A 26,082-nucleotide genomic window follows, 5' to 3' on the forward strand; every position below is an offset into this window, starting at 1 on the left:
GCGGTGAGCGCTCGCTACTCCGTGGTTCGACGCTCGTTGATCGTCGTTATTTTGGTGATCCTTGGCCAGGCGTTCAACTATCTCTTGATCTTGCTTGCAAACCGTTCGTTGGATGCCGCGGCTTTCGGACGATTTTACGCAGCATGGGCCACGATCAATATCCTCGCGACGCCGGGAACGGTATTATCCCTGGTGGCCACACGATACTTTGCCGAGGCCTTCCGTAGCGGTGCAGAACCAGGAATCCGGCCAGCCCTTGTACGCGTTGCTCGCTCGCTCGGGCCCTGGCTCCTCGCGGGCGTTCTCGCGACCGAGATCGTTTTCTTTGCCGCCGGCCGACACATAACCGACTCTTGGGCGTTGGCACTTCTGCTGCCGGTGACGGCGGCGTCTTTTTTTGGGGTCGAGATCGTTCGTGCGGTATTGCCCGCGATGCTGCGAGGAACGCTGTTCGGAATGGTGTTCTTCGCGTGGTGCGCGACTCAGTGTGCATTCGCGATTGGAGCACTCCTGTTAGTCCATTCGGTTTGGTCCATCTACGCCGGAATCTTCGTGGCAAATATCCTCGCCCTCTTTGCTATTATAACGTTGGTTCTTCACCTATCTAGGCACGCGACGCAAATGCCGGTCGATCCGAGCGATCCAGCACGCTTTGATCTTTCTGAAGTACTTCCGTTTTGCAGCGCCTATGTCGGATTCGTCCTTTTCAACAACGCCGATATCCTTATCGCATATTTTTTCTTCACCGGTTCCCAACTTGGCGCGTATTCCGCTGCTGCGGTGCTTCCGAAAGCGATCGTCATGGTAACGCAGCCAATTGCTCAAGTTGTTCTTCCGCTTTTGGTTGCCACTGAAGGTCAGACGGCTCTGGTGCGAAGAGCCGTTTGGCGCGCAATTAGCGTGACCGCGGTCCTCGGCTCGCTCGGCGCGGCGTTTCTTTCTGCAGCCTCGCCGCTCGTTTGTAGCGGAAAATTCGGAATTCGATACTGTGATCCAAAACTAATGACGACGCTCGCCGTCACGGCCGTTCTGCTTGCGTTGGTTCGAGTAGCAATCACGGTCGATCTCGGCCAACGCCTTTACTGGCTCGCGCAGGTACCTTTCGCCGGTTGCCTCGTGTTCGCCGCTGTCCAATTCTTCACTCACCCTTCTCCTGACAAACTGGCGATGTCGTATCTGATCACCTCACTTGGTACGATTACGACGTTCGGCCTACTCAGCTTTGGTCGCATGCGGTTTAAGAGTATGGCGCAAGCCCAATAGCCAACAAGGTGTTATGGCTCGCTTAATTGTGAACGCCGACGACCTTGGTGCGGACCCGCACGTCGACCTTGGCATTCTCGAAGGATTTCGGAACGGAATCGTGAGCTCGACCACCTTGCTGATAACCTTCGCCCCACACTGGGAGCGATCGGCTACAACCGCGCAAGAAGCTGGACTACCGATGGGACTCCATCTGTCACTGACGCACGGCTTCGCCGTGTCTGAACGGACGCGGATACCAGATTTAGTGGACGAGCGTGGACGTTTCGCAATCTCGGCCGCTCAACTGATTTCGATGGGGTTTCAAAATCGAGCGCAACACAAGCGACTTTACGATCAAATCAAGATCGAACTCGACGCGCAGATCAAGAGCGTACTCAGCAAGGGCTTCCGCTTAACCCACGTCGATTCGCATCAACACGTTCACATGAATCCGAACATCTACGAAATCGTTGAAGGCGTCGCTACGGAGAACGGCATACGAGCGATGCGAATCGTGCGCGAGCCCTTTTTCGCTTTTCAGTTCACATACGGACTCGTCGACAACCTTAAGCGCAATAATTTCTTAAAGGCGTTCCTGGTCCAGACTCTCGCGCGGCGCATCAAACCACGGCTTCGAACAAACGAACGCTTCTTCGGCCTAATGCAATCAGATACGGTAGACCGCTCTTCCTTTACGAAGTTTCTTCGCTCGATGGCTCGGACCGACTTCGTGTGGGAGGCCGGCATCCATCCGGGCCACCCAGGCCAGCAGCCCGAGTTCGACCTTCCACCGGAGGTTGGCCGGTGGTTTTCCTCGTTAACTCGCAGGCGCGAGTTCGACGTAGTAACCGACCCCGAAGTCAAGGACCTCATTCGCAAAGAGCGTATCGAAATAATCTCCTATGCCGCGATCACTCAATCGTGATTGACCTATCAGTCGTCGTCCCCGCTTTTAACGAAGCGAACGATCTTTGGGACATGGCGACGAATATGTCGCCGTGCTTGGACAACATCGTTGGCGCCGGGCGATGGCAATTCGTAATTGTCGACAACGGAAGCTCTGATGGTACGCCAGAGAGCGCTCGAGCTATCGCGGAGAAATGGACAACGACGCGTCTCGTTGAACTGCCGCGACCCGACTACGGCAATGCGATGTACAATGGAATATGCGCGTCCGAAGGTGAGTGGGCGTATATCATCAACGTCGATTTCTGGGATCAAGTCATGCTGACGTGGTGCTGGAAACATCGAGGCCTATACGAGCTGGTCCTCGGATCCAAGCGCGCCGATATGACTCTGAACCGGCAGTTCAAATATCGACGTGCTTTGAGCTGGGGACTGAACTCGATATTGCAGTTCTTTTTCGGGTTTGTCGGTTCGGATACGCACGGGCAGAAATTCATCCATCTCCCCACTGTACGCCCTATAGCCGACCGCTGCGTCATGCGCCGAGGACAATTCGATACAGAGTTGACGCTCCGCGCTGCACGATCGGGACTGTGGCTTGCCGAGGTTCCGGTTCCCCTTGCCGAGGTACGTCCTCCGCGAAATCTCATGATTGCCAAGATCTATAGGAATATCGTCGACATACTACGTCTGCGCAAAGTCATGAAGCAGGTTCCTACGAAAGCGCCACTGCGCTATCATCGCTGGGCACGCGAGGATCTTCTCGAAGGTGGATCACGCCAAGCGCAGGCATTTCTCGACGCGGCAGAGCGCCAGCGCACGCTCGACGCTCGCGAAATCTCCGTCTAACGGACCGTGGAAAAGCCCCTAGAGGCCCGCATATCGGACGCACACTATTCCGGCGCGTCCGAATACGAACGCTCCAGTAAAAGGATGATGCGGGAAATGATCGCTGCACTTCCTGCCTCGCGAGTCTTAGATGTTGGATGCGGGACGGGCCTCAACGCCGGGTTCTTGAAGGCCCGCGGGCACAGCGTGACCGGTGTCGATATCTCGCCCGTTGCAATCGAGCGGTTCACCAGCCAAGGTTTCGAAGGCTTCGTCTGCGACGTCAGCGCCCAGTCGCTTCCGGTCGGAAACGACACGTTCGATCTGGTCTACGCATCAGAAGTGATCGAGCACTGCACGGACACCGAAACATTTCTAGGTGAGCTTTTTCGCGTATTGCGGCCGGGTGGGAAGCTCGTCTTGTCTACCCCTAATTCGGCGTTCTGGCCCTATCGTATTCTGGCGGCTGCTGGGCGCACTCCGAGCGAATATCAGCATCAGGGACACGTAAGGTTCTTTTCACAAAAAAGCCTACGTCGCGCGGTGGAAAATGCGGGATTTGGCGCTGTAAACGTATCAGGACGACATATGTATCTTCTCTTCGGAAGTGCCGTCGATCCAGCGGCTGTCGTTCTGCGAAAACTCGGTTTTGAACAAGAGCAACGCTTCCGCACCGGTGGATATTTCTGGCAGCTTAGTAGGTTCTCACCGAAAGCTAGCGGCTTCTGGGCGGATACGCTTTTCTTAGACGCAGCCAAACCTAATACGAGTGCCTGATTTCTCGCGAGTCCTAATCACGGGCGGCTGCGGTTTTATCGGCAGTAACTTAATCGATCTCCTCCGCAGGCACGCACCGTGTGAGATACGCGTTCTCGACAACTGCACGAGCGGTTCCGAACGCGACATCGCAGGGTTTAACGTAGAGCTTATCGTCGGCGACATTGCCGACGCAGCCGCCGTAGCGAAGGCCGTCAAAGGTGTAGACTTAGTCGTTCACCTAGCTGCCGATACGCGGGTCGTCGAATCCATATCGGCGCCGCAGCGAAACTTTCAGACCAACGTCGTGGGGACGTTCAACCTGCTTTGCAGCATGCGAGAGCTCGGTGTGTCACGCATCGTAAATGCCTCGACCGGCGGGGCGATTCTGGGTGAAATCGACCCGCCTGCACACGAAGATATTGCGGCTGCGCCGGTTTCACCATACGGAGCGAGTAAGCTCGCGGCAGAAGGATACTGTTCGGCATTCGCAGGCGTATACGGCTTTTCGGCGACGAGTCTGCGCTTCGCGAACGTATACGGCCCGAGATCCTACCATAAGGGCAGCGTTGTCGCGCATTTTTTCAAGCAACTCATGGCACACCAAGAATTGGTCGTCTATGGAGACGGCACGCAAACGCGCGACTATGTCTTCGTCGAGGATATATGCGACGGCATCATGCGTGCGATGAACTTAGCTCAGAGCGGCGTCTTTCAGCTAGGAACCGGCACGCCAACGAGTCTCAACGAGCTGATTGCCTTGATGCAGCGTGTGGTTGGAGACGATCTGCCCGTTCATGTTCGTTACGAGTCGTTCCGCGGCGGTGAACTTCGCCGGAGCTGGTGCGATATCACGAAAGCTCGCCGCGTCCTAAATTTTGATCCAAAGACGTCGCTCGCAAACGGTCTTGCAGAAACGTGGGAGTGGTTCAAAGAGTCACGGTGAGGCTGCTTACACCAAGCCTTGACTTCTTCTAACCTTGGCGTACGATGTATTTCGCCGATTACGCCGCTCTTCCGCGACAATTTGAGCGCGCAAGTCTACATTCGTAGCCGCAAGGCGGAGTAGCGCAGCTGCTGCATACAGGCTTCCACGATAGCAAACGATGCCGCAATCCTCGATAAGCTTCCGCTGAACGACATCGTCGAAAGCGACGATTGGGATGTCGAACCATAGGGCTTGCTCGAGGGCCTCGGCACGAGCGCGAGGCCTTCCAAAAGCGCAAGCAACATGCGCATCCCGAAAAGCTGCCAATTGGATCGAAACATCCTCGCCGAGAACCGTCACCTTCACCAATTGGCTGAGAGCATCACGTGCCTCGTTTGAACATGCCTGTTCGAGAACGAATACACGTACGCGGCCGGCACGTCTTTGAAGCGCGGCTAGGATTTCGATGAGGTCTTGGACGGAGCCCGCATCAACCGGCGCTAACGACAAGACGTTGATCCTGCCGTCGTCAAAGCGGGGCGTCTTCGCGCGTGGAGCAGCCCAGCGCTCAAGGCTCACGATCCGGTCGATGTGCGTTGTCTCATGGCCAAGTCTCGTTTCGATTGCCGTGAGAGTCCGCTTCGCAACGTCATCCCAACTGCCCGATTGCAACGCGACCGCGCGCCCTCGCATTCCAGCTCCATCGATCTCGGCATCACTCGATTCGTCGATAATGGCCAAGGCGCGCGTCCATTCTTCGACCGTTCGCGCCGTCCAACCGCCGCCCGACCGCTCGACGATCTCGGACGTCGCAGCACTGTCCCTATGAACGACGACCGGTCGCCGAAGATGCCATGCTTCAAAGACCGTTCGTGAGAAGCTCTCGTTTGTGGACGGCTGCACAAGAGCTCGCGTATGCGCAAGCAACGCCGATTTCGCTTCTTCCGTCACCGCACCGAGATCGATGACGCCCGCACCCCGAACTGCCTGCGCGTGGGGCCCGGCAATGACGAACTGCAAAGCCGTCGTTTGCCGCGAAGCGCGAAAACGCGCAAACGCATCGAGAGCGAGGTCGATGTTCTTCGTCCGGTCGCCGCGACCGAGAAAGAGAATATAGCGCGCCCTCTGGGGCGCGAATCCTTTGATAACGATATCTCCGCTCGGAGGCGGCGCAACCGTGACTGCGTGTCCGATCACCGCCGCGCGGAAATGTACCCAAGGACCATAGAGCGATGCCGCAACGTTCCGCTCGCCTTCGCTATTGAACAGCAATCCGCGCGCTTGACGGAAAACGTCGCGAACCGTGTCGAGGTACGCGTACGCTTCGTCGTGCAAGCACGGAATCAGAAAGGCACGATCTGCGACGAGTGGTAAGCCCTCTACGGTCGTGGTGTAGAGGTATGGCAGAAAGAGAATCGCATCGTAGTCGCTGCCACGATCTCGCAGGTGGCCGAGGAGCGTCGATGAGCGAATGCCTTGCGAGATAAAGGCGTCGGTCGTCGCCGGCAACGGCGCAAGATCGCGTCGAAGCTGATCGCGCCGCAGCGCCAGCAGTGCGGAGTTTGCGCGAGAAAACGCGACACGATCGCGTGCGTCGACCTTGAAACGGCGCACGTTGACGCCGTCAACGTTCGTCACGCCCGGGCGATGATAGTTCGCGGACCAGTCGTCGTGAAACGATCTGCAGCAGGTCGTAAGTACCTCGACCTGGGCGCCTTTGCGTGCTATCGCGCGGGAGAGGTCAAATGCAAGGCGCTCCGCGCCGCCGATCAAATCGGCACCGAACCACGGCGTTACGAGCGCGATCCGCAAAATGTTACTCCGGATCGTGCTCGCGCAGCTGGTTCAGAAGCGCTCGGATAAGGGCGATCGTTTCGCGTTGCGACCGAATCAATGCGGCATTGACTTCCTGTTGGTCGCGCATGGCAAGACCCAAGATGCGCAATGCGAGCGCGCGCAAACGCCGGCTGGCAGAAAATGGGAATATCTGCAGATTCTCCGGCCAGCTCGTGCGCGGAACCGAGCGTTCCTCGGCTGCGGCCAGCGCCTGCTCAACCGTCTGCAAGTGCAACTCCACGGCCAGCTTCGAGATGCGCGGACTCCCGGCGGGGTCGCTCATATGCGCAGCTTCTTCGGCGACGAGTGCGCGCAGCGCTTCAATATCGATTCTCGGATTCTTCGAGCGAATCACGATTGCGGCAGTATCCCGACGTCGTCACGCGAGGCCAACAACTCGACGATGCCTATCCCGAGCAGTAAGCACCACAGTCCCCCGACTTTGGGATAGAACCACATGTAGTCGAAGATCTGATGCAAAGCGAGTGCGAGATTCGCTCCGCCGACGCCGATCACGAGCGCACGCCGCGAGTAGCGCTGAACGAATGGGACGATCGACTCGTATAGCAAGAACAGGATTGCCGCTAACCCAACGACTCCCGTCTCGGCCAAGGTTTGAAGATAAAGACTATTTGCGTGTGTGTGCACGTCAGGATGGCCGACCAAACCCAGTTCGAGCTCGTAGTTGCCCGCTCCGATTCCAGTGATGGGGGAGCGTTGCCACAGCTCGAGGGCGGACGTCCACAGAATTGCACGCGTTCCCAAATGATTCGGCGTCGAGACTTCGGCGAGCGAAAAAAACCGTGCTTCGAGTCGCGCCATCAACCCTAGTCCGACCAGGGTAACCACGATAATTGCCACGATCGAGGCAAAACGGAGGCCGACTTTTTTCGGAGGCCGCGCCAAGATCAACACGACGATGGCGCCGATGAAGCCCGCCACAATGCCGGAGCGCGAAAGCGTGAGAATAGTCGCAATGCCGCTAAGCGCCGTCGCGGTGACGAGCCAGCGGTTGCGATCCGTCATCGAGCGCGCAAGCAGGACCGGAAAAATCAAGTTGAGCCAACCCGCAAACTGATTCGGGCCTTCGAGTGAGCCGGAAACTCGCGGCCAAACCTGATCGTGCACGACGACGCCGGAAGGCGCGCCGATAAACAGTTGGACTATTGCATACAGCGATTCCAGGATCGCGATTCCGATGAGAGCGCGCCAAATCGGGCGGTCGTCGGGATCGTTATCGAACGCAATTGCCGCAGCCAGAAACGTGACGCCGTACGCGATCCACTTGGCAAGCTCACGTACGACCTGGCCGTGATATTGCGCGGAAATTGCCGAGATCGCAATCGTCACCATGACGAGAGCGAACGCGATGATCACCATGCGCACGACGCGATCGCTCAAGATGCGCAACGAGGGGCGATGCAGTAACAAAGCGATCACGAATCCGGCGAACGCGGCCTTCGGAATTGTGATCGATGTTCCGAAGATGAAGCGTGCTTCGGCAAAAGGCAGGCACACGATCATTGCGCCGACGCCAAGCGCCGGTCGCCTGTACGTTAGGTAGCCGACGGCGATCGCAATCGCCGCGAACAACAGTGAGTGAAGTGGCCCGAGATGGAAATGCGGTGGGTTAAAGACCGGCGGGTAGACGTAGCCGGGCTGCCATTTTATAGCCGGAAGAGGATCAGCCAAGCGGTACGTCTCGATTCTCGGGTGCGCTTGGCAAGTGGCGCTCGAACTTCTGCAGGATCAACCGCACGACGAGATCGAGCTCTTCGACGCGCAAGAGGCGCGCCACGGCAACGAATACGAGGGCGCCGATCGCAATTTCCCAAAATAAAAGCGCTACACTATCGGCATAGGCAGGTGCGGGCGAGTAGATAAAACGCGTTACCCATAACAGCTGGCCGGCCATGATCACGGAGGCGAGCAGCGTCCCTGCGAACGATCGCAACACGGCACCGGCGTCGAAGCCGTGCAGCAATCGCCAGACGACTATTGCAAGAAGAAGTGTTCCTAGTATCTCGCTGACGGTGTTAGCGAGGAGAAGTCCGCGCGCACCCAGGGTGGGTAGCCAGAATATGGACAGCGCGATGTTCGCCGCGACCGAGAACACTGATATCGCGACTGCTGATTTCGCTTGCTTGCACGCGAAGCAGCAACGCGTCAGAACTATGTTCGCCGCAATCGCGATGACTCCAAATGCGGCCCACGGTATCAGGCCGGCGACCAGCTGCGTCGACGCCGCCTGGAACTCGCCGCGCTGGAAGAGCACCTGGGTGATCGGATATGCGAGTACAACCAATCCGAGCATTGCCGGGATCATAATGAAGTTGACGAGACGCAGGCCCGTCACGACCGATTGGCGCATCCCAGGCCTGTTCGAGCCGGCAAACTGCGAGGCAAGCAGCGGGAAAAGCACGGTCGCGATCGCAGCGGCGAATATTTGCTGGGGAAACGAGACGAGCTTCACCGCGTAGTTCATGCCTGACATGTAGCCGTGCGGGAGTGTCGATGCGAAAAACCGATCGAAGAACAACGAGAGTTGTCCCGCTGCAGAGCCAATGACGATCGGGCCGAGCATCGAGAACATCCGTTTGAGCCCAGGATGCTTGAGATCCAGAATAAACCGATAGTTGCGTAACCATAGGAATGACGGCACCTGAACGGCGAGCTGCGCTGCGAGCCCCAGAGCCGTCCCAAGCACAAGCGCATAAATACCGATGTTGTGGAAAAGCGTAATCGTCGTCGTCATCGTCACGACGTTGATCGCAATACCTTGCAGAGCAGGGCCGAGAAAGCGTTGGTGGGCGTTCAGCATCGCAGCAAGGACGCCCGCGAGCGACGTCGCAATAATGCTCGGCATCAACCAGCGAGCCATTCGCACCGCGACACTCATTTGTTCAGGCTGAAAACCGTGCGCGATCAGCGGGACGATATATGGGGCCAAAAACCAGCCTAGAATTGCAGCTACAGTCAGCACGATAGCGAGCCCGTTGAAGATCGTACTGGCAAGCCGGCCGGCTTCTTCGTCCTCCCCATGCGCGATGTAGTCGGAGAATGTCGGAACGAGCGCGCTCACGAGCGCACCATTGAAGAGTCCGAAAATGATGGTTGGGATCGTCGCGGTCGCGAGGAACGTATCCAGTTCCCACCGGGTCCCAAAGTAGTGCGCGTTGACGACCTCGCGGCAAAAGCCGAGAAGTGCCGAACCGAGAGTCGCCACCATCACAAGAAGCGTCGAGCGGGCCAGGGCGTGACGCGTCGGCGTCGCGCCCGGAATGACGCGAAGGCGGGGCTTCATTGCCCTCGACTTCGCTTGGGATGACAGAGGCGCCTAGTGTGCCCCTATCCCTCTTATGACGGCCGGAATGGTGCGGGCGATGATACCGAAATCGCCAACCGGCGTCCAAGTGTCGATGTACTCGTTGTCAAGCTCCATCCAGTGATCGAAGCTAACGTTGGATCGCCCATTGATCTGCCAGAGGCATGTGACGCCAGGCTTGACCGTAAGCCGGCGCATCGCATGCTCATCGTAATGTTCGACCTCGCATGGAAGCGGTGGACGAGGTCCGACGACACTCATTTCGCCGCGCAACACGTTGATGAAGTTGGGCAGCTCGTCGATGCTCGTCCGTCGCAGGATCGAACCGAGTGCGTGCAATCGCGGATCGTTGCGGATCTTTAGGACCGGGCCGTCGACTTCGTTGAAGGCGCGCATTTCATCATGCAGTAAATGCGCGCCCTTTGACATTGTCCGGAATTTGTATAGACGGAACGTTCGCCCGTTTTTGCCGACCCGCGTTTGCAGAAACATCGGCGGCCCAGGCGAGACGATGCTGATCGCGATCGCCGCCAGCAAGAAGAGAGGTGAAGTAATCACCAAGCCGATCAACGCCACTGTGACATCTGTCACGCGCTTAACCGCCCACCACCATCGTGGGACGGTGCGGCCTATCGATAAATCAGGTTGGGACGGAGCAGCTTGAATAGTTTCGATCACGGCCCTAGTGAGGCGTTACCTTCTCCCGCTACCGGCGACCTTCTTGTGCAGCAAGACCGAGCTTAATCGCTTCCCAATCTGGTCGAGGCCCTCGAGGGTGCCGAGTTCACCGCCCAGCGCCGTTCCGAGCTCAATATACGGGACGAATTCGCGCGTATGGTCGCTTCCCGGCGCCGTCGGGTCGCAGCCGTGATCCGCGGTTACGATCAGGCCGTCGCCGGCTCGCAGTTTTGGAGTCAATTCCGCCAAGCGAACGTCCAACTGCTCGAGTGCACGAGCGTAACCCCGCACATCGCGGCGATGGCCGTATTTACTGTCGAAATCATTGAGATTCGTGAACACCAGACCATGCTCGATTTTCTCGAGCAACGAAGCCGTTTGGTTCATCGCATCGTCGTTATCCACAACGCGCACTGACGTCGCAATGCCGTGGCCCGTATAGATGTCGCAGATCTTTCCCACGGCATGCACGGGAACGTTCGCGGCCGCAAGCGTGTCGAGAACGCTCGGAGGAGGCTCGATAGCATAATCACGACGGTTGGGGGTGCGGCTATAGTTGCCGCTCGTGCCAATGAACGGGCGTGCGATTACACGGTTTACATTATTCGGCGGGAGCAGCATTGCACGTGCGCGCTCGCACCAATCATAAAGTGTCGACAGCGGAACGACATCTTCGTGCACCGCGACCTGAAAGACTGAGTCCGCGGACGTGTACAAGATCGGACGTCCGGTGCGCACGTGCTCGTCACCGAGCTCAGCAATAATCTCGGTTCCGGAAGCCGGCTTGTTACCGAGCGGCGCCTTTCCGACAATTTCGGTAAACCGCTCGATGACGTCCGGAGGAAAACCATCAGGATAGGTCGGGAACGGAACGTCAGTGATGATTCCGGCCATCTCCCAATGTCCGGTGATCGTATCTTTACCGCGCGAGCGTTCGCGCAAGCGCGCCACTGCGGCTCGCGGATGTTCTACTTTTGCAACACCGACGATCGGCGTGATATCGCCGAGACCGAGTTGCTCGAACGTCGGGAGATGCAAGCCACCCACGTGCGCCGCAACATTGCCGAGCGTGTTAACCGACGCGGTGTCACCATACGCATCGGCGTCCGGCAAGGCGCCGACGCCACCTGAGTCGATCACCAAGACGACCATCCGCGGCATCGCGCGGCCTTCCCGTCGCACGGAGGCGATGCCTGTGACGCCTCGGAAGACGGCTGCTGCGTGCGCGTCCTTAGTCTCGCCCTTGTCATTTTGCTGACTGCATTCGTTGCTGCGATTCCGCGCGCGGCGTCGGCGCAGATCGATTCGATCGTGCTCCACGCCGATCGCGTCGCGTTCTATAGCGCGAAGTACATCGTGACCGCGGACAACAATGTCAGCGTCCGGCTCACTGACGGCACGACGATCACCGGCCGCACGTTCTGGATGGACTTGAAATCAAACCGCTTCATGGTCGCAGGCGGCGTCCACGTCGTGCACGGATCGATCAGTTACGATGGCGCAGCATTCTCGGAGTTCATCGACTACAAGCGGGCGTATTTCTTGCCACTCTTGAGCGAACCCGATCGCTGGACATTCCTTGACGAAGATTATTCGAAACCCGTTCCCGGACGCGAAATGCCGGGAGACACGTTCGAATTTCCGGACACCGGCGGCGATCACGCATTCGTGCTCGCAAAGCAAGCCAAGATTATTCCGAAGACGGGCGTCGAGTTTAAGCCGGCCCGCATCTACGCGTTCGGAGCATATACGCCGGCGCCAGAATACTACGTGAACTTTTCTCCGAATCCGTACTTCGCAGAGAATTCTTTGGCCGGCGCAACGGGTGCGGTCGGCTATCCGTTCATGGGTTCGAAGAATGCGACGTCGACGCTCTACGGCCGCTATGATTCCGCTAACGGACTGTACCTCGCGGCGGAGGAAAACCTCGCCTCACCAAACGCATATGCCGTTTTCTCGATCAATCCGCTCACGCGTCCGGGCAAACAGTACAATTTTCTCGGCTCATACAAGACGCCGAACCAGCGATTTCAGCTGACGAACTTCGATCAGTTCTTTGCGTTTCAGTCCGGCTTTTCGCAGCCCCTGAATTCGAGCGCGCTGGAGAACGAGCAGCTCACGTACGGCTTGCGAAATTCGTTCCTGCAACTTAACGCGAATGAGTACCAGGACAGTTTGCTGGCGCAGCCGGCACCGGATTCAAACGGAAACTATTGGTACGGAACGCCGGAACATGACTGGCTTCCCAACCATCCAACGAACATTACGTTGTCGTGGATTGGCTCGAGGCAGCAAGTCAGCAAATATGTACCGATTAATTTCGACTTTCGCGGCGGCGTCACTCAGGCCCACGACATCTACGGGCTCGGCACATTCAATGGCGTCACCTACGCTACGTACTGGCAACACTATCTTGGTTTCACCGTTTGGTCGAATCCCTTCCGCCTAACGCCGCACGCACCGTTCGATCAGTCGGTATATTTTAGCGAGACCTACGATCGGCAGCGCACATTTGTCGACTCGATGCCAGGGCGCTTCCAGGACGCCGGAACGTTAACGAGCACGCTCAGCAAGCTCCAAGGCCACAAAGGCGCGACGTACCTCTCGTATATTATCTCGAACACGGGCGATTATCTTGGCCCGCTGCAACAGGTCGTTTATCCTCCGACGATCATCGACAACCCGTACGACAACCAGATCTACCCGGGTTACGCAGCGTTTGACGGCTTCTCGACGACGCGCGACTTGCAGTTCGCCTACATCTACACGCCAACACCATACTTCTCGTTTACGATCCAGGCCGACAAGCACAACGACTTCCCGGCACCCATACCGTACTACTATGGCAATCCGCCGTACTCGATCGCGTTCCGAACACAGATCCGGATTAACTCGATCCTAAGCGTGCAGATTGCGAAGTCATACTCGTTCAACTTCGGAAACGAGGGTTGGAGTTCATGGACGATACAGTTCGGACCATGATGCGAACGCTTTCGCTCGCCGTCGCCTTCGTGCTGCTCGGCGCTGGGACGCCGGCCCCCTTGTACACGGCGGCACCGACGGTTGCGCCGGCGACAACCACTCCGAGCGCAGGCTTAGTGCACTTCACTGGCGAGCTGCTCGATGTCCAGCACGACTTCGTGTTCTTTACCAGCGGGGATGCATTTAGGCTGGCGCCCGGCGCGAAGATCATCAGCTACGACAACGGGCAGCCCGCGACACTGTCCGTGACGACGAAAATGTTCGCGCAAGCGACCTTCGATGAAACGGGGAAAGTTGTCGCCCTCGCGCTTTCGAAGCACCGGCTTCCGCCGGAAGCATCCTACGCCGACGTGCACAAGTTCGCTGTCGCGCTATCGCCCCCGGTGCCGAATCCCGATCTCGATCCCAACAGGCCGCGAGGCAATGGCCCAAATAACAGTCATTTCGCGCTGACGGGGAAAATCGTACAGGTGCGTTTCGTCGTTCAAGTCCCACCGACGACGCCGATGACCGACGCCGTTTATCTTGCGACGGATGTCAGCGGCTGGAACGCCGAAGCCATTCGCATGGAGCGCTTCGATGCGCTGCACTACGCGGTGACCTTGCCGCTGCGCACCGGGACTGAATTCTATTACAAATTCACACGGGGATCATGGCAATCGTCCGAGCGCGGACGCAATGGCATCGAGCAGGCACCGCATCATTTCTTCCTCGGTGCGAGCGCACTGGGCGAACCTGATACGCAAGTCCGCGACAATGAAGTCTTTAACTGGTCCGACTACAACCCCGCAACCGGTGGACAAGCGATCGTGCCCGGCGCTACGCCGACGCCGTTCAATCCACTGCCGTTCGGTTATCCGACGCCGTTCCCAGTTCGAACGCCACCAGGACACCGCTAGCGCAGGCTGATCGGAATATCGCGCTCGGTGGTCGGGCCGTTACCGTCGCGCGCGATCACCTGCAGCGTGTAATTGCCTTTCAAGAAAAATGGCAAGTCCGGAATAACGCCTGACGCCCTGAACAATCCGCTGTGCGCTTTCGGAACCGGCATTGCCCACGAGCTGATGTGAATGTCGACATTCGAGACGTTGTCAGTGGTTGTAACGTAACCGCTGACGGTTTCGCCCGATTTGATCTGGAGCGTCGAGAGATGAATCGCGAGGATGCGCGGCTTGCTGTCGGCTGTCCCTCGACTTCGCGCCTTCGGCGCTACGCTCGGGATGACAGGAGGACGCTCGACGCTCCCTATCACGTGGTACGGCGACACGCTTGGTAGTGGTACAGGCATCTCGGAAACCGACTTGCCGGGCGCCGAGCTGCGGATGATATAGACGGGCGCAGTGGAGATCGCCCGCGGAGATGCAGCGGCGGCCTCCGTCGGCGCGACGGTCGGTGCCGCCGAAGGCGATGATTGTGGCCCCGAAACGGAGGCGGCGTGCGGAAAGCATCCAGCAAGTATCAAGAGGGCGCTCGCGCCAAGCGCGCGTAGGCAGCGCAGACATGTCATCGGAGCTGATCTCGGTCGTCGTCCCGCTTTACAACGAAGAGGGGAACGTCGACGAACTGGTGCGGCGCTTGCGCGCGGTTGTCGCGGCTTTGCCCGGCGAACCACGCTACGAGCTCGTCTTGGTCAACGACGGCTCGCGCGATGCGACGCTTCTCCGCCTTCGCGATCTTGCACTCACCCACCATGAGATCGTTGTCGTCAACCTGTCGCGAAATTTTGGCCACCAGATCGCGGCAACGGCAGGCATCGACACGGCGCGCGGCAATGCGATCGTTCTGATGGACGGCGATCTCCAAGATCCGCCGGAGCTGATCGGGGCATTCTTGGAGCGCTGGCGCGAAGGCTACGACGTCGTCTATGCGGTGCGACGTTCGCGCAAGGGCGAAGGAACGTTCAAGCTCGTGACCGCTCGCGCGTTCTATCGCATCGTTCGACGCTTGACGAACGTCGCGATTCCCCTCGACACCGGCGATTTTCGTTTGATGAGCCGGCGAGTGGTGGACGCGCTGAAGATGACGCGCGAGCGGCATCGGTTTCTGCGCGGCCTCGTGAGCTGGGTCGGATATCCGCAAATCGGCGTCGAGTACGATCGCGACGAGCGTTTTTCCGGAACGACTAAATATCCGCTCACAAAGATGATGCGGTTTGCAATCGACGGGATTACGAGCTTCAGCGAAATTCCGCTGCGATTTTCTTCCTATCTTGGATTCACCGTTTCGATCGTTGCGTTCATCGTCGCGATCATTGAGATCCTTATCAAACTCTTCACCGGATACAATCTCCCCGGTTACACCTCGACGATCTTCGCAATCCTTTTTCTCGGGGGCGTCCAACTGATTGCAATCGGGACGCTTGGTGAGTATATCGGGCGAATCTACGAACAAGTAAAAGGCCGTCCGCTCTATTTGATCGCCGACGTCATTCGCGAAGGTGAGCTCGAGGTTACCGACCCAATGGTCAGCGTTCGAGAATCAGGCTGAGTCGAGCCGATAGAAATTGCGGCGTGCGCGCGCCGCTCGGCAGCCTCGTCGCCTCCAAAAAGCTCCGCTACGATCTCACCGGCCGAGACTGCTTCACCTAAACGCACGGCAAGACGTATACCCGCAAGCGTGCCTTCCGCACGCACCATATCGTGAGCGAGCTCTCCAAGCGCGACGACGTCGAACTCGTGAACGAATCCACTCCTGGCCGCGACGACCGCGCGCGCGGGAAGGGCGCGCATATCCTCGAGATGCCCGCGCGAACCACCTTGTGCTTCGATCATCGCAACGAACTTCTCGTAGGCGGTTCCGTCATCGAGCACGGCTTGCATACGTGGTTGCGGATTTCGGACGCCCGCTAGTTCGAGCATCGCTTCGCCGACGTGCATCACGCCTGCGGCCAAGCGCGAGTCGCGGCGCGTGCCGCGCAGAAAGTCGCGCGCTTCGATGGCTTCGACTCCGGAGCCAATCGCCGGACCGAGCGGCTCCTCCATATCAGTGATGTGTGCAATGGCGCTGCGCCCGAAGTCTTCGGTTAGCCGTACCATTGTTTCAGCGAGCTCGAACGCTTCAGTCTCGGTACTCAAGAATGAGCCACGGCCGCATTTGACGTCGTAGACGATCCAGCGCGCGCCGCTCGCGATCTTCTTCGAAACGATCGAAGCAGCGATCAATCCATTGCTGCGAACGGTCCCGGTTCGATCGCGAAGCGCGTACAATTTCTTGTCGGCGGGTACCAACTGCGCGCTTTGCGCGGAGATTGCGCAACCGAGCTTCCAGACGATATCGCGAAAGCGCGCCACGGGAAGCTCGGTCTGCACGCCCGGGATCGCTTCAAGTTTGTCGAGCGTACCGCCGGTATGCCCAAGCGCGTGTCCGGAAAGCTTGGCAACGCGTACACCGCACGCCGCGACAAGCGGGACGACCGCAAGCGAGACCGTGTCTCCTACGCCACCGGTCGAATGTTTGTCGACCGCATCGAAACCAAGATCGATCGTCTCACCGGAGGCGATCATTGCGCGCGTCAGCGCGAGCGTCTCACTGCGGTCGAGTCCGCGAAAAACGCACGCCATCAGGAGCGCCGCAACAGGCGCGTCGTCGAGCTCGCCACGGGCGTATGCCGCGACGATTGCTTCCCACGTCGCGGCATCGAGCGGTTCGCCGTCGCGCTTTCGAACGATTGCGCGACGCAGTTGGACTTCGTCCATCGCGGCGGAGTGTTCGCAGCGCGCGCCGCGAAGCCCGCCGAATGGCCGTTTTCCCCCCGGTCGACCTCTTGTCGCTCGCCGTTTATGCCGCGCTCGGTGGCGTGGTTCTCCTTGCGACACGGCTGCGGCCGTCGAACGCGATTGTCGCACTGATCGCGACAGCTCCGTTTGATTTCAGCCATGCCGTCGGCGCAACGACGATCACCTTCGACAAAGTAGCGCTCCTTGCAGCGGTTGTGGGACTGGGCCTTCGCCGCCCTCGCGTAACGATTCCGCGGACAATCGGAATCTCCATATTCTTCGTCATCCTTGCAACGCTGCTAACGTTCGCCGTTGCGGAATACAAAGGCCCCGTACTTCGCGAAACATTAAAGTGGATTCAATATCTCCTGATCTTCACGGTCGCGGCAGCAGCGTGGCAGCTGGATCCCGATCGACGGCGCCTCGAAGGTGCGGTAACACTGACCGTTACCGCCGTGGCGTTCCTCGCGCTCGCGCAAGAATTCATCGGCTCGCCAACCGGCATCTGGTTCGGCGATCGCGCCTTCCCGCGCATCGCGGGACCACTCGAAGGTCCCAATCAGCTAGCAGGCTATCTCGGTATCGCATTGCCGTTTCTCGTCGCGTGGGCACTCGAGCGGACGTCGTGGACGACGCTCCTACCCAGTGCGCTCGCTGCAGTTGCGTTGATTCTGACGCTCTCGCGGAGCGGCGTCGGCTGCGCGATTGTCGGTGTTGCAATCGTGTTCGTCGTGCATCGTCGCGCGAACGCACGGATCCCACTTTTCATCGCACTTGCCGCAAGTCTCGCGATTGCGATAAAAGTGTTGATAAGTTGGAAGACGGGAGGCGTTTTCGAACGCTTTTTCTCACTCGATGAAGTACAAAGCTCGGGCGGCGTCGGAATGCGGAGCACGCTTTGGCGCGCTGCGTACACGCTGTGGACGCGGCATCCTATTTTGGGCGTCGGCGCCGGAAACTTCGAGCTTCTCTTGCCGACGGTCGGCGCAGTGGGCATCCGCACGCATGCGAACTCTTGGTATCTGCAGTCGCTGGTCGAAGGCGGCTTACCGCTTCTGTTTGCGACGTGCGGCCTGGTCTGGGCGTCGATTGGAACATTCCGGCGCGCTCTCGGAAATCCGATCTGCCTTGCAGCCTTTGCTGCCGGCATCGCCTTTGCACTGCACGGCTTCGTCGATTATCTTGTCTTCTACCCGAAGGTTGCGATCATGTGGTTTGCACTGCTCGGCATCGCTGCGCAGGAGTCGCGCACATAGCGACGGTCCCTCGACTACGCGCCTTCGGCGCTACGCTCGGGGTGACAATGTTGAGCGTACCGCTCGTCATTGCATTTGGCGCAATTGCATCGCATGTTGTCTTTCCGGCGTTGCATAAACCCGACGCTGTTCTCTCTCAGCCGGTCGCCGTCGTTACGGCGTGGGGCTGGTCCGGAGTTGCGGCATGGCTGATTTACTTCGCGACCATGCTGCTCGCGGGAATCGCCTACGGATTTGCTATCGCGCGCAGCCGCGAAACACCGCTCATCGCGATTCTCGCCGGAAGCGTTCTTGCATGCTGCGCCGCCCTTGCGTTCCGCTTTATCTTCTCGAGCGACGTCTACGCATATGCAGCCTATGGCGCGTTATCGGCGACACATCACGATCCGTATATCCCCCATACGCTTCCGCCACTGCAGCTGGTAGACGCCGTATGGACGCACGCAATCGGGTTCGAATGGCCGTCGCTCCCGGCGTTCATCTACGGCCCTGCATTTCTCGCGCTCGTCCATGTGACCGTCGTCGCGACGCATTTCGATCTTCCGACAACATTGATCGCGTTGCGCGCAATCGAAATCATCGCGTTTGTTGCGGCAGTCGGCGTTGCAGCTAACGCGGTGCCTGAACGAGGCCGGTTACTGGCAGCGATCATCGGCCTCAATCCCGTCGTGATTTCCACGGTGTCCGACGGGCACAATGATGCGCTGGTTTTACTCGTGGTCGCAATAGGCGCGCTCATTGCGCTTCGCAAGCCCGAATTTGGCGGCTTTCTTGCGGGAGCATCGATGATGCTCAAAGCGACCGGCGCCGTCGCGACCATCGCACTCGCGTACGTCCTGCGCGATCGCCGATTCACTCTGTGGGGATGTGCGGCGATCGGGCTCAGCATCGTCGCGCAATTGGTTTCAACACAACTCGCCGGTGGCTACCGAACTGCTGCAGCAACCGATTTCGTGGGCACCGGGGAGGCGGCGATTGCGATCGGCATTCGCGGATTGATCGCTCTCGGACTCGTCGCACGAGCGCTTTACAATGCCGCAAGGGGCGATCGCGCTGCGGCGCTAGCTGCCGCTGCCCTTGCAATCTGGGCGCTTTATCCGCAAGACTACCCGTGGTACGGCATGTGGCTGCTCCCCTTGGCAGCGTTCACGCTCGAGCAGCGGGAAGGTCCCGTGCTCGTTCTGCTGACGTTTAGCAGCACGCTGCGTTACCTCTCAGACGCCTACGGGTTCGCACCGGCGGCTCCGTGGCTCGAGCTCATCGCACTCGTGACCCCGCTTGCCGGCTATTTGAGGGAACCACTACCCACGTGATTCTTCGCCTGATCGTCTTGACTATCGGATTCGCGCTGGGTGCTGCCGCGCAGGCGGTCGCGCAATTGGCGACGCCCGCGCCGGAGCCGCAGCCCGACATCAGCGCGAGCGCCGCGCCGACTGCAACCGCAACTCCGACCGAGACGCCGACCGAGACTCCAAGTGCAACGCCCGCGCCGACAGTATCGCCGTCGCCGACGGCCACGCCACAAAATCCCTACAAATACATCGTTGAGCCGACGCCCGATCCGAATGCGTCACCCGGCGCACCACAAATCGTGCGCATCGAGATCATCGATAAAACGGTGCATATCGGCGGACAATTCGCGTGCCGCATCACGACGTCACCAAACGTCGCGAATCTCGTACTTTCGGTCGAGGGGCACGATATCTCGATTCCCAAAGCGCAGGACGGAACGTTTGCGGGTATTCAAGCGATTCCGTCGTTCATTCCACCGTGGTTCTTGAAGACGTATCAGGTCACGTTCAACGCGCTGACGGCAGACGGGAAAAAAGCGAGCATGACAATTCCGATCACTCTCGCCTATTGAACTTATACGGCTATTGCCGTTACGCAGAGATGCCAGCCGAATCTGCGCTCGAACCAGCGAAAGATCGGCTGTGGCATCCACGCGAAGTACCACCTCTTGTTATAGCGGTACTGCACGTAGTCCGGGATGCTGTATGGGAAAACGTGGTCTACAAAAATTTCCGCCACGCGGAAGCCACGATCGGAAAGCAGCTTCGCGAGCTCGCGCTTGGTGTACGTGTAGGTAACGGGGCAGCCGGTCTGCGCTTCGGAGTATCGCGCAATGATGTGGCGCCAATCCCAAAGACGCCCTTTACCGTAGCGCAGCGTCGCCCATAGGACTTTCCACGAGAACGAGTAGTACATCATAAGCTTTACTGTCGTGCCGGGCATGGCGTAGCGCTTGAGCTGGTCCAGCGCTCGCTCCGGATGCGGCGTGTGGTGCAGCACGCCAAACGACCAGATCAGGTCGTAGGGGGCGGGAGCTACGTAATCGCTCAGATTCTCCGCGTTAGCGAATTGCAGATGCACGCGGCTCGAAAGGCCGAACACATCGGCGCGTTTGCGAGCCAATTCGAGGCTCTCGTTCGAAAGATCGACGGCCGTGACGTCGGCGCCGGCGCGCGCGAAGCTGATTGTCGCCGTGCCAATTCCGCACCCGATCTCGAGAACGCGCTTGCCGCTCCACTTTGGAAACTCGGCGAACGATACGATGTGCGGCTCAACGAAGTACTTACGTGCCTCCACTTCATCGAAGTACTCTCGCGTCCCGATTGGCTTCGGTGAGTGCTTGATGTTGCACGGCCGAGAATCCCAGAAGGCTTGAACGTCGTCGATCGGGACCTCGGCAAAGTCGCTACTGGGTTCAGGGTTGTCTCGGGCGATCACGTCACCCAATTTCCCGCCCTACCGGCAATGAGCCTAGCGCCTCATGCGGCGATGCACGCGAAACCGCCGCGCGACTTGGCGAATTTTAGCATCCGCTCATCCCGAGTCACCAGCGCCACCGGATCACCGTGGAGCTCGTCGGAAAGTTCCCTAGCGATTCGAGCGATCTCTCCGCTAACCGCGATCTCGCGTCGAGACTTCCCAAGCCGAAATCGCGGACAGGCGCAACATTCCGCTTAATGACGTCCGCGTGCGCTCCACATTATCCAGCACCTCCAGGTACCCGGACTTCCACGGCAGCAAGACGCGGGTACCGTCCCTCGACTACGCTCCTTCCGGTCGCTACGCTCGGGATGACACGAGAGGGCGTGACAAATCGGCAGGCGGCTCGTCGCCTAGGGCGTGACCCGGGATCAGGTAGCCGCGGACGTAGTCGGCGATCCCGTCCTCGAGCGAGGTGATCGGCCGGTCGTAGCCGGTGCTGCGGATCTTGTCGATCGAGGCCTGCGTCGCGTACTGATAGCGCCCGCGTAGGACCTCGGGCATCTCGATAAAGCGGATGTCCGGTTTGCGCCCCATCGATGTGAAGACGGAGCTGACGAGATCAAGCCACGTCCGCGCAGCGCCCGAGCCTACATTGAATAGTCCGCGCGCACTCGGCGTGTTTGCGAGATGGACGGTCATGGCAACCGCGTCTTTGACGTAAATGAAATCGCGCGTTTGTTCCCCGTCCGCAATTTCGGGGCGGTAACTCTTGAAGAGTCCGACCCATCCGTCGCGCGTGATGCTCTCATAGGCTTTGTGAACGACCGAACGCATCTCGCCCTTGTGATCTTCGTTCGGTCCGTACACGTTGAAATATTTCAGACCGACGATTTTATCCAGCATCCCGGTACGCGCTGCATAGACATCGAAGATATGCTTTGAAAATCCATACTTGTTGAGCGGCCGCAATTCCGAGGCCGGCAGATCTTCACGCAGTCCATGCTCGCGGGAACCATACGTTGCGCCGGAGCTTGCATACACGAATCGGCGACCTTTGCCGACCGCCCACTCGGCCAACATCTTCGTATAACCGAAATTGTTGCGGATTAAGTAACTTGCGTCGCTTTCCGTCGTCGACGAGCAGGCACCAAGATGGAAAACCGTTGAGATTTCGTCAAGTTTGCCTGGTGACTCGTTGACGATGCGTGCAAGCTCGTCGGCTTCGAGGTAGTCGCGAAAACGGAGCGGAACGAGATGACGCCACTTTTCGCCGGTACCCAATCGATCGGCGATCAGGATATCGTCGAAACCTCGCCGGTTAAGCTCCCAAACGAGCGCACTTCCAATGAAGCCCGCGCCGCCGGTAACAAGTATCCGCATCCCCCGTCTTTCGCGATGTGCTAGCATAGAAACTCTGTGTCCGTAGCTACCCCCGTTCTCTATCGTTCATTTGCGGCTCTGCTCGACCGTTTGCGGTCATCGAGCGGTGCCGCTGCATTCTCGTTGCACGAGACGGGCGCAGCCGCGCGACCATACCTGCTCTCCGGAATCTTCAAGGCGCTTGGCGACCAAATGCTCGTCGTCGTGCCGACGGCAGATGTCGCAGAACGCACGTTCGCCGATCTGCTCTACTATCTGGGCGAGGGCGAGAACGGCCCGGTTGCGCTGATGCGCCCGCGCGACGAGAGCATCGGTGCGCTCGAAAGTCCGTCCGAACGCAGCGCGCGCATGACGCTGCTTGCCGATCTTTCGGCCCGCCGCTCGATGATCGTCGTGGCTCCGGTCGCTGCGCTACGTCAGTATCTGATGCCGCGTGAGATCTTCGAGAGTCTCATTTTCTCAATCGAGCGCGGCGCGAGCGCCGGTTTCGAAGAGACGCAACAGCGCTTATTCAGGCTGGGCTATCATCGCGTCGATGTCGTCGGCGCGGCCGGCGAATACGCCGTGCGCGGTGGACTCATCGACGTCTTTGCGGCGACCGCCGAGAAACCGGCTCGCATCGAATTCTTCGGCGACGATGTCGACAGCATTCGGCCCTTCGATCTGCAGTCGCAGCGCAGCGATGCCGGCGAGCCGCTCGCGAAGATCGCGATCGCGCCGTGGAGCGAGATTCCACGCGAGCCCGTTTATCGCGAGCGCGTCAGCGATCGCGTCGACGGCGAACCGGGCGTCGTCTCGGCCGTGCGGGCATATCTTGCGTCGGGCGCAGAAGTCCCCGAAGCGTGGCTCTCGCTTGCGTACGACCGGCACGCGACGATCTTCGACTATCTTTCCAAGCGCGCGCTCGTCGTTTTGCAAGAACCGCAGATGCTCGCGACGATCGATGAAAGCCTGAGCCAAGAGCGCTCGCGCGAACAAGAAGTCTTGCTTGCCGGCGTCGAGTCGGGCGAGCTCGACGTGCGCACCGACGAAGTCGGAGAAGCCTTACTCGCCGATGTGAGCGCGCCGTATCCGAATTTCTGCGCACTGCGCAATGAGCTCGCGCAAGCAACGACGCTCGTCGTTGCCGGTGCAATCGAAGGCGACGCGGCCGAATCCTGGCTTCCGCGCGTCCTCGAACGCTTTGCGCTCGAGACGCGACCGGTCGAGCATTTCCAGCGCCGCATCGATACGTTCATGACGTCGGTACGTGAATGGTTGGACACGGGAGAAACCGTTTGGCTGACCGTTACCGGCGCCTCACGCTTGCACGAGATGCTGCAAGGAGCCGGGATCGACGCGCAGCGCGGCATGCCGCGCGCGCTGCTCGGCAACGCCGCCGTTTACGTCGATCAAGGCTCGATCGATGCGGGCTTCTCGATCCCGGCGTTGCGTTTGCACGTGCTCGGCGATCGCGAGATTTACGGCCAGCAGGCGCGCCGCGTCAAACTGCGCGCCGTCAAGGAAGGCGTGCCGATCACGCTTTCCGATCTTTCGGTCGGCGATTTCATCGTGCACGCCGTGCACGGGATCGGACAATATCTCGGCTTGCGCACCGAGACGATTCTCGGCACGACGAGCGACTATCTCTCTCTGCAGTACGCAGGCAACGACCGCATGCTCGTCCCCGTGCACCAGATGCACATGGTGACGAAATACAACTCCGGCGAAGGCCACGCGCCGCGGCTTTCGCGCATGGGCGGCGGCGACTGGGCGCGCGCCAAGAGCCGCGTCAGCGAGCAGCTTGCAAAAATTGCAGACGAGCTCGTCGCGCTCTACGCCGAGCGTGAATCGGCGCCGGGCTATTCGTTCGGCCCGGATGCGCCGTGGCAATCGGAGCTCGAAGAAGCCTTTCCATACACGGAGACGCCCGATCAGCTCAAAGCGATCGTTGAAGTCAAGGGCGACATGGCGACCTCACGGCCGATGGATCGCCTCGTTTGCGGCGACGTCGGCTACGGGAAGACCGAAGTTGCAATTCGCGCCGCGTTCAAGGCCGTGCTCGCGAAAAAACAAGTCGCGATCCTGGTTCCGACGACGCTGCTTGCGGCGCAGCACTTCCGCAATTTCAGCGCGCGCTTTGCGAGCTTCCCGGTGCAAGTCGCCGAGCTTTCACGCTTCCGCACGAAAAAAGAGCAGCAGGCGACCCTGCGCGACGTTGCCGACGGAAAAATCGACATCGTCATCGGAACGCACCGGCTCCTGCAGAAAGACGTCGTCTTCAAAGATCTTGGCCTGCTCGTGATCGACGAAGAGCAGCGCTTCGGCGTCATGCACAAAGAGCGGCTCAAACAGCTGCGCGCAAGCGTCGACGTGCTCACGCTCTCCGCGACGCCGATTCCGCGGACGCTGCACATGTCGTTGCTCGGCGTGCGCGATCTCTCGCTCATTCAAACCGCACCGGCCAACCGGCTCTCGACAAAAACGGTCGTCGTGCCGTCGAGTGATTCCGTCGTGCAACGCGCGATCATGGCCGAGCTGGATCGCGGCGGACAAGTGTACTTCGTGCACAACCGGATCGAGACGATCTATGCCGTCGCCAAAGCCCTCGAACAGCTCGTCCCCAAAGCCCGCATCGGCATCGGACACGGCCAGATGGGGGAGACCGAGCTTGGACCGGTCATGCAACGCTTCATCGACGGCGAGGTCGACGTCTTCGTCTCGACGACGATCATTGAGAACGGCCTCGACATTCCCAACGTCAATACGATCATCATCACCGACGCCGATAAATTCGGACTCGCCGATCTCTATCAGTTGCGCGGACGTGTCGGGCGTTCGAACCAGCAAGCTTACGCGTATCTTTTGTATCAGGCACATAAGGCGCTCACGGAAGAAGCCAAGGCGCGGCTCGAAGCGATCCGCGAGTTCACCCATCTCGGAAGCGGGATGCAAATCGCGATGCGCGATCTCGAAATCCGCGGCGCGGGGAATCTGCTCGGGAGAGCGCAGAGCGGCTTCATCGGCGCAGTCGGATTCGAGACGTATTGCTCGCTGCTCGCGGATGCGGTCGCCGAGCGTCGCGGCCGTACAAAAGAAACGCTCGAAGCGCGGCGTGAAGCCGTCATCGACATCAAGATCGACGCCTTCATTCCGGCCGACTATATTCCGCAGGTCTCGCAGAAGATCGCCGTCTATCAGCAGCTCGCCGCCGCGCGCAGCGAGGCGGAAGTCGAAGAGGTCGCGGCCGGAGTGCGCGACCGGTTCGGTGCGTTTCCCGATGAATTTCGCGATCTCGTCGAGATCACGAAGCTGCGCACGATCGCGCTGCGCAAGAACATCACGCGCGTCGTGATCGACGAGCGCCGCTTGACGTTCGGCGTCGGTAGCGGCTTCGCGCTCGAGCCGACGGCGATTCCGCGACTGCAATCGCTGACGAAGAATCGCTTCCGATTCGGCGATGGAAAGATCACGGTCGACCTGCCGACGCGCATCGAGTCGCCCCGAGAAGCGTTTCCGCTCGTACGACAGCTCGTCGAGACGCTCTAAGAG

Annotated in this window: 22 protein-coding genes; 12 read left to right on the forward strand and 10 right to left on the reverse strand. The window is 59.3% G+C overall.

The window, feature by feature from the left end; translation table 11 throughout:
• The first annotated feature begins 3 nt into the window (after positions 1–3).
• The 5 genes from VGG22_06360 to VGG22_06380 are packed head-to-tail and all read left to right on the forward strand — an operon-like array spanning position 4 to position 4,681.
• Complete coding sequence (locus VGG22_06360; protein ID HEY1727974.1) at positions 4–1,263, forward strand: hypothetical protein; 1,260 nt, start codon at positions 4–6, stop codon at positions 1,261–1,263.
• Between the two features lie 13 nt (positions 1,264–1,276).
• Positions 1,277–2,170, forward strand: coding sequence for a ChbG/HpnK family deacetylase (locus VGG22_06365; protein HEY1727975.1), 894 nt, complete (start codon positions 1,277–1,279; stop codon positions 2,168–2,170).
• On the forward strand, positions 2,167–3,000 hold the full coding sequence (locus VGG22_06370; GenBank protein ID HEY1727976.1) for a glycosyltransferase family 2 protein: 834 nt from the start codon (positions 2,167–2,169) through the stop codon (positions 2,998–3,000). Before VGG22_06365 ends, VGG22_06370 begins: the two co-directional genes overlap by 4 nt.
• 6 nt (positions 3,001–3,006) lie before the next feature.
• Positions 3,007–3,756, forward strand: a complete 750-nt coding sequence (locus VGG22_06375; GenBank protein HEY1727977.1) for a class I SAM-dependent methyltransferase — start codon at positions 3,007–3,009, stop codon at positions 3,754–3,756.
• Positions 3,749–4,681, forward strand: a complete 933-nt coding sequence (locus VGG22_06380) for an NAD-dependent epimerase/dehydratase family protein (GenBank protein ID HEY1727978.1) — start codon at positions 3,749–3,751, stop codon at positions 4,679–4,681. Before VGG22_06375 ends, VGG22_06380 begins: the two co-directional genes overlap by 8 nt.
• Positions 4,682–4,687: 6 nt before the next feature.
• Here VGG22_06380 and VGG22_06385 read toward each other — a convergent pair whose 3' ends face one another.
• The 6 genes from VGG22_06385 to VGG22_06410 are packed head-to-tail and all read right to left on the reverse strand — an operon-like array spanning position 4,688 to position 11,663.
• Entirely contained in the window at positions 4,688–6,475 is a 1,788-nt protein-coding gene (locus VGG22_06385; GenBank protein HEY1727979.1) for a glycosyltransferase family 4 protein, read from the reverse strand.
• A 4-nt stretch (positions 6,476–6,479) separates the two neighbouring features.
• Positions 6,480–6,854, reverse strand: a complete 375-nt coding sequence (locus VGG22_06390; protein HEY1727980.1) for a hypothetical protein — start codon at positions 6,852–6,854, stop codon at positions 6,480–6,482.
• Positions 6,851–8,191 carry an O-antigen ligase family protein gene (locus VGG22_06395; protein HEY1727981.1) on the reverse strand — a complete coding sequence of 447 codons (1,341 nt, stop codon included), beginning with the start codon at positions 8,189–8,191 and terminating at the stop codon, positions 6,851–6,853. The genes VGG22_06390 and VGG22_06395 overlap by 4 nt, the downstream gene beginning before the upstream one ends.
• Positions 8,184–9,803 (reverse strand): murein biosynthesis integral membrane protein MurJ, encoded by a 1,620-nt coding sequence (gene murJ, locus VGG22_06400; GenBank protein ID HEY1727982.1) that lies wholly within the window; start codon positions 9,801–9,803, stop codon positions 8,184–8,186. Before murJ ends, VGG22_06395 begins: the two co-directional genes overlap by 8 nt.
• Before the next feature lie 33 nt (positions 9,804–9,836).
• Positions 9,837–10,502, reverse strand: coding sequence for a sugar transferase (locus tag VGG22_06405; GenBank protein HEY1727983.1), 666 nt, complete (start codon positions 10,500–10,502; stop codon positions 9,837–9,839).
• A 15-nt stretch (positions 10,503–10,517) separates the two neighbouring features.
• A complete protein-coding gene (locus VGG22_06410; protein HEY1727984.1) occupies positions 10,518–11,663 on the reverse strand; it encodes a phosphopentomutase in 1,146 nt (381 codons plus the stop codon).
• Positions 11,664–11,723: 60 nt separating this feature from the next.
• Here VGG22_06410 and VGG22_06415 point away from each other — a divergent pair, with 60 nt between their 5' ends.
• Together VGG22_06415 and VGG22_06420 are read left to right on the forward strand one after the other, a co-directional pair.
• Entirely contained in the window at positions 11,724–13,484 is a 1,761-nt protein-coding gene (locus tag VGG22_06415; GenBank protein HEY1727985.1) for a hypothetical protein, read from the forward strand.
• Positions 13,481–14,383: a hypothetical protein gene (locus VGG22_06420; protein HEY1727986.1), complete on the forward strand. Its 903-nt coding sequence runs from the start codon at positions 13,481–13,483 to the stop codon at positions 14,381–14,383. The genes VGG22_06415 and VGG22_06420 overlap by 4 nt, the downstream gene beginning before the upstream one ends.
• Here VGG22_06420 and VGG22_06425 read toward each other — a convergent pair.
• Complete coding sequence (locus VGG22_06425; protein HEY1727987.1) at positions 14,380–14,736, reverse strand: hypothetical protein; 357 nt, start codon at positions 14,734–14,736, stop codon at positions 14,380–14,382. The genes VGG22_06420 and VGG22_06425 overlap by 4 nt on opposite strands.
• A 248-nt stretch (positions 14,737–14,984) precedes the next feature.
• Here VGG22_06425 and VGG22_06430 point away from each other — a divergent pair, with 248 nt between their 5' ends.
• Positions 14,985–15,971: a glycosyltransferase family 2 protein gene (locus VGG22_06430; protein ID HEY1727988.1), complete on the forward strand. Its 987-nt coding sequence runs from the start codon at positions 14,985–14,987 to the stop codon at positions 15,969–15,971.
• Here VGG22_06430 and VGG22_06435 read toward each other — a convergent pair.
• Positions 15,893–17,179, reverse strand: coding sequence for a thymidine phosphorylase (locus VGG22_06435; GenBank protein HEY1727989.1), 1,287 nt, complete (start codon positions 17,177–17,179; stop codon positions 15,893–15,895). The genes VGG22_06430 and VGG22_06435 overlap by 79 nt on opposite strands.
• Positions 17,180–17,220: 41 nt before the next feature.
• On the opposite strand from VGG22_06435, the gene VGG22_06440 reads away from it, so the two are divergent.
• Genes VGG22_06440 through VGG22_06450 form a run of 3 tightly spaced genes read left to right on the forward strand, consistent with a single transcriptional unit; the run spans position 17,221 to position 20,320 of the window.
• Positions 17,221–18,456, forward strand: a complete 1,236-nt coding sequence (locus VGG22_06440) for an O-antigen ligase family protein (protein ID HEY1727990.1) — start codon at positions 17,221–17,223, stop codon at positions 18,454–18,456.
• A 47-nt stretch (positions 18,457–18,503) separates the two neighbouring features.
• Positions 18,504–19,769 (forward strand): glycosyltransferase 87 family protein, encoded by a 1,266-nt coding sequence (locus VGG22_06445; protein HEY1727991.1) that lies wholly within the window; start codon positions 18,504–18,506, stop codon positions 19,767–19,769.
• Positions 19,766–20,320 (forward strand): hypothetical protein, encoded by a 555-nt coding sequence (locus VGG22_06450; protein HEY1727992.1) that lies wholly within the window; start codon positions 19,766–19,768, stop codon positions 20,318–20,320. The genes VGG22_06445 and VGG22_06450 overlap by 4 nt, the downstream gene beginning before the upstream one ends.
• Positions 20,321–20,322: 2 nt before the next feature.
• Here VGG22_06450 and VGG22_06455 read toward each other — a convergent pair whose 3' ends face one another.
• Both VGG22_06455 and rfaD read right to left on the reverse strand, forming a co-directional pair.
• On the reverse strand, positions 20,323–21,186 hold the full coding sequence (locus VGG22_06455; protein HEY1727993.1) for a class I SAM-dependent methyltransferase: 864 nt from the start codon (positions 21,184–21,186) through the stop codon (positions 20,323–20,325).
• Between the two features lie 342 nt (positions 21,187–21,528).
• A complete protein-coding gene (rfaD, locus tag VGG22_06460) occupies positions 21,529–22,551 on the reverse strand; it encodes an ADP-glyceromanno-heptose 6-epimerase (GenBank protein ID HEY1727994.1) in 1,023 nt (340 codons plus the stop codon).
• 36 nt (positions 22,552–22,587) lie between these two features.
• Between rfaD and mfd the strand changes: the two genes are divergently transcribed.
• A complete protein-coding gene (gene mfd, locus VGG22_06465; protein ID HEY1727995.1) occupies positions 22,588–26,079 on the forward strand; it encodes a transcription-repair coupling factor in 3,492 nt (1,163 codons plus the stop codon).
• Positions 26,080–26,082: the final 3 nt, after the last annotated feature.

It is taken from the genome of Candidatus Baltobacteraceae bacterium (assembly GCA_036489885.1).
Taxonomy (GTDB): Bacteria; Vulcanimicrobiota; Vulcanimicrobiia; order Vulcanimicrobiales; family Vulcanimicrobiaceae; genus JAFAMS01.

What these genes read in the sequence shown, in the direction of transcription:
- VGG22_06420 (HEY1727986.1), top strand. Translation starts at nt 13,481, where the DNA reads ATGATGCGAACGCTTTCGCTCGCCGTCGCCTTCGTGCTGCTCGGCGCT.
- VGG22_06365 (HEY1727975.1), top strand. Translation starts at nt 1,277, where the DNA reads ATGGCTCGCTTAATTGTGAACGCCGACGACCTTGGTGCGGACCCGCAC.
- VGG22_06430 (HEY1727988.1), top strand. Translation starts at nt 14,985, where the DNA reads ATGTCATCGGAGCTGATCTCGGTCGTCGTCCCGCTTTACAACGAAGAG.
- murJ (HEY1727982.1), bottom strand. Translation starts at nt 9,803, where the DNA reads ATGAAGCCCCGCCTTCGCGTCATTCCGGGCGCGACGCCGACGCGTCAC.
- VGG22_06440 (HEY1727990.1), top strand. Translation starts at nt 17,221, where the DNA reads ATGGCCGTTTTCCCCCCGGTCGACCTCTTGTCGCTCGCCGTTTATGCC.
- rfaD (HEY1727994.1), bottom strand. Translation starts at nt 22,551, where the DNA reads ATGCGGATACTTGTTACCGGCGGCGCGGGCTTCATTGGAAGTGCGCTC.
- VGG22_06445 (HEY1727991.1), top strand. Translation starts at nt 18,504, where the DNA reads ATGTTGAGCGTACCGCTCGTCATTGCATTTGGCGCAATTGCATCGCAT.
- VGG22_06435 (HEY1727989.1), bottom strand. Translation starts at nt 17,179, where the DNA reads ATGGACGAAGTCCAACTGCGTCGCGCAATCGTTCGAAAGCGCGACGGC.
- VGG22_06410 (HEY1727984.1), bottom strand. Translation starts at nt 11,663, where the DNA reads ATGCCGCGGATGGTCGTCTTGGTGATCGACTCAGGTGGCGTCGGCGCC.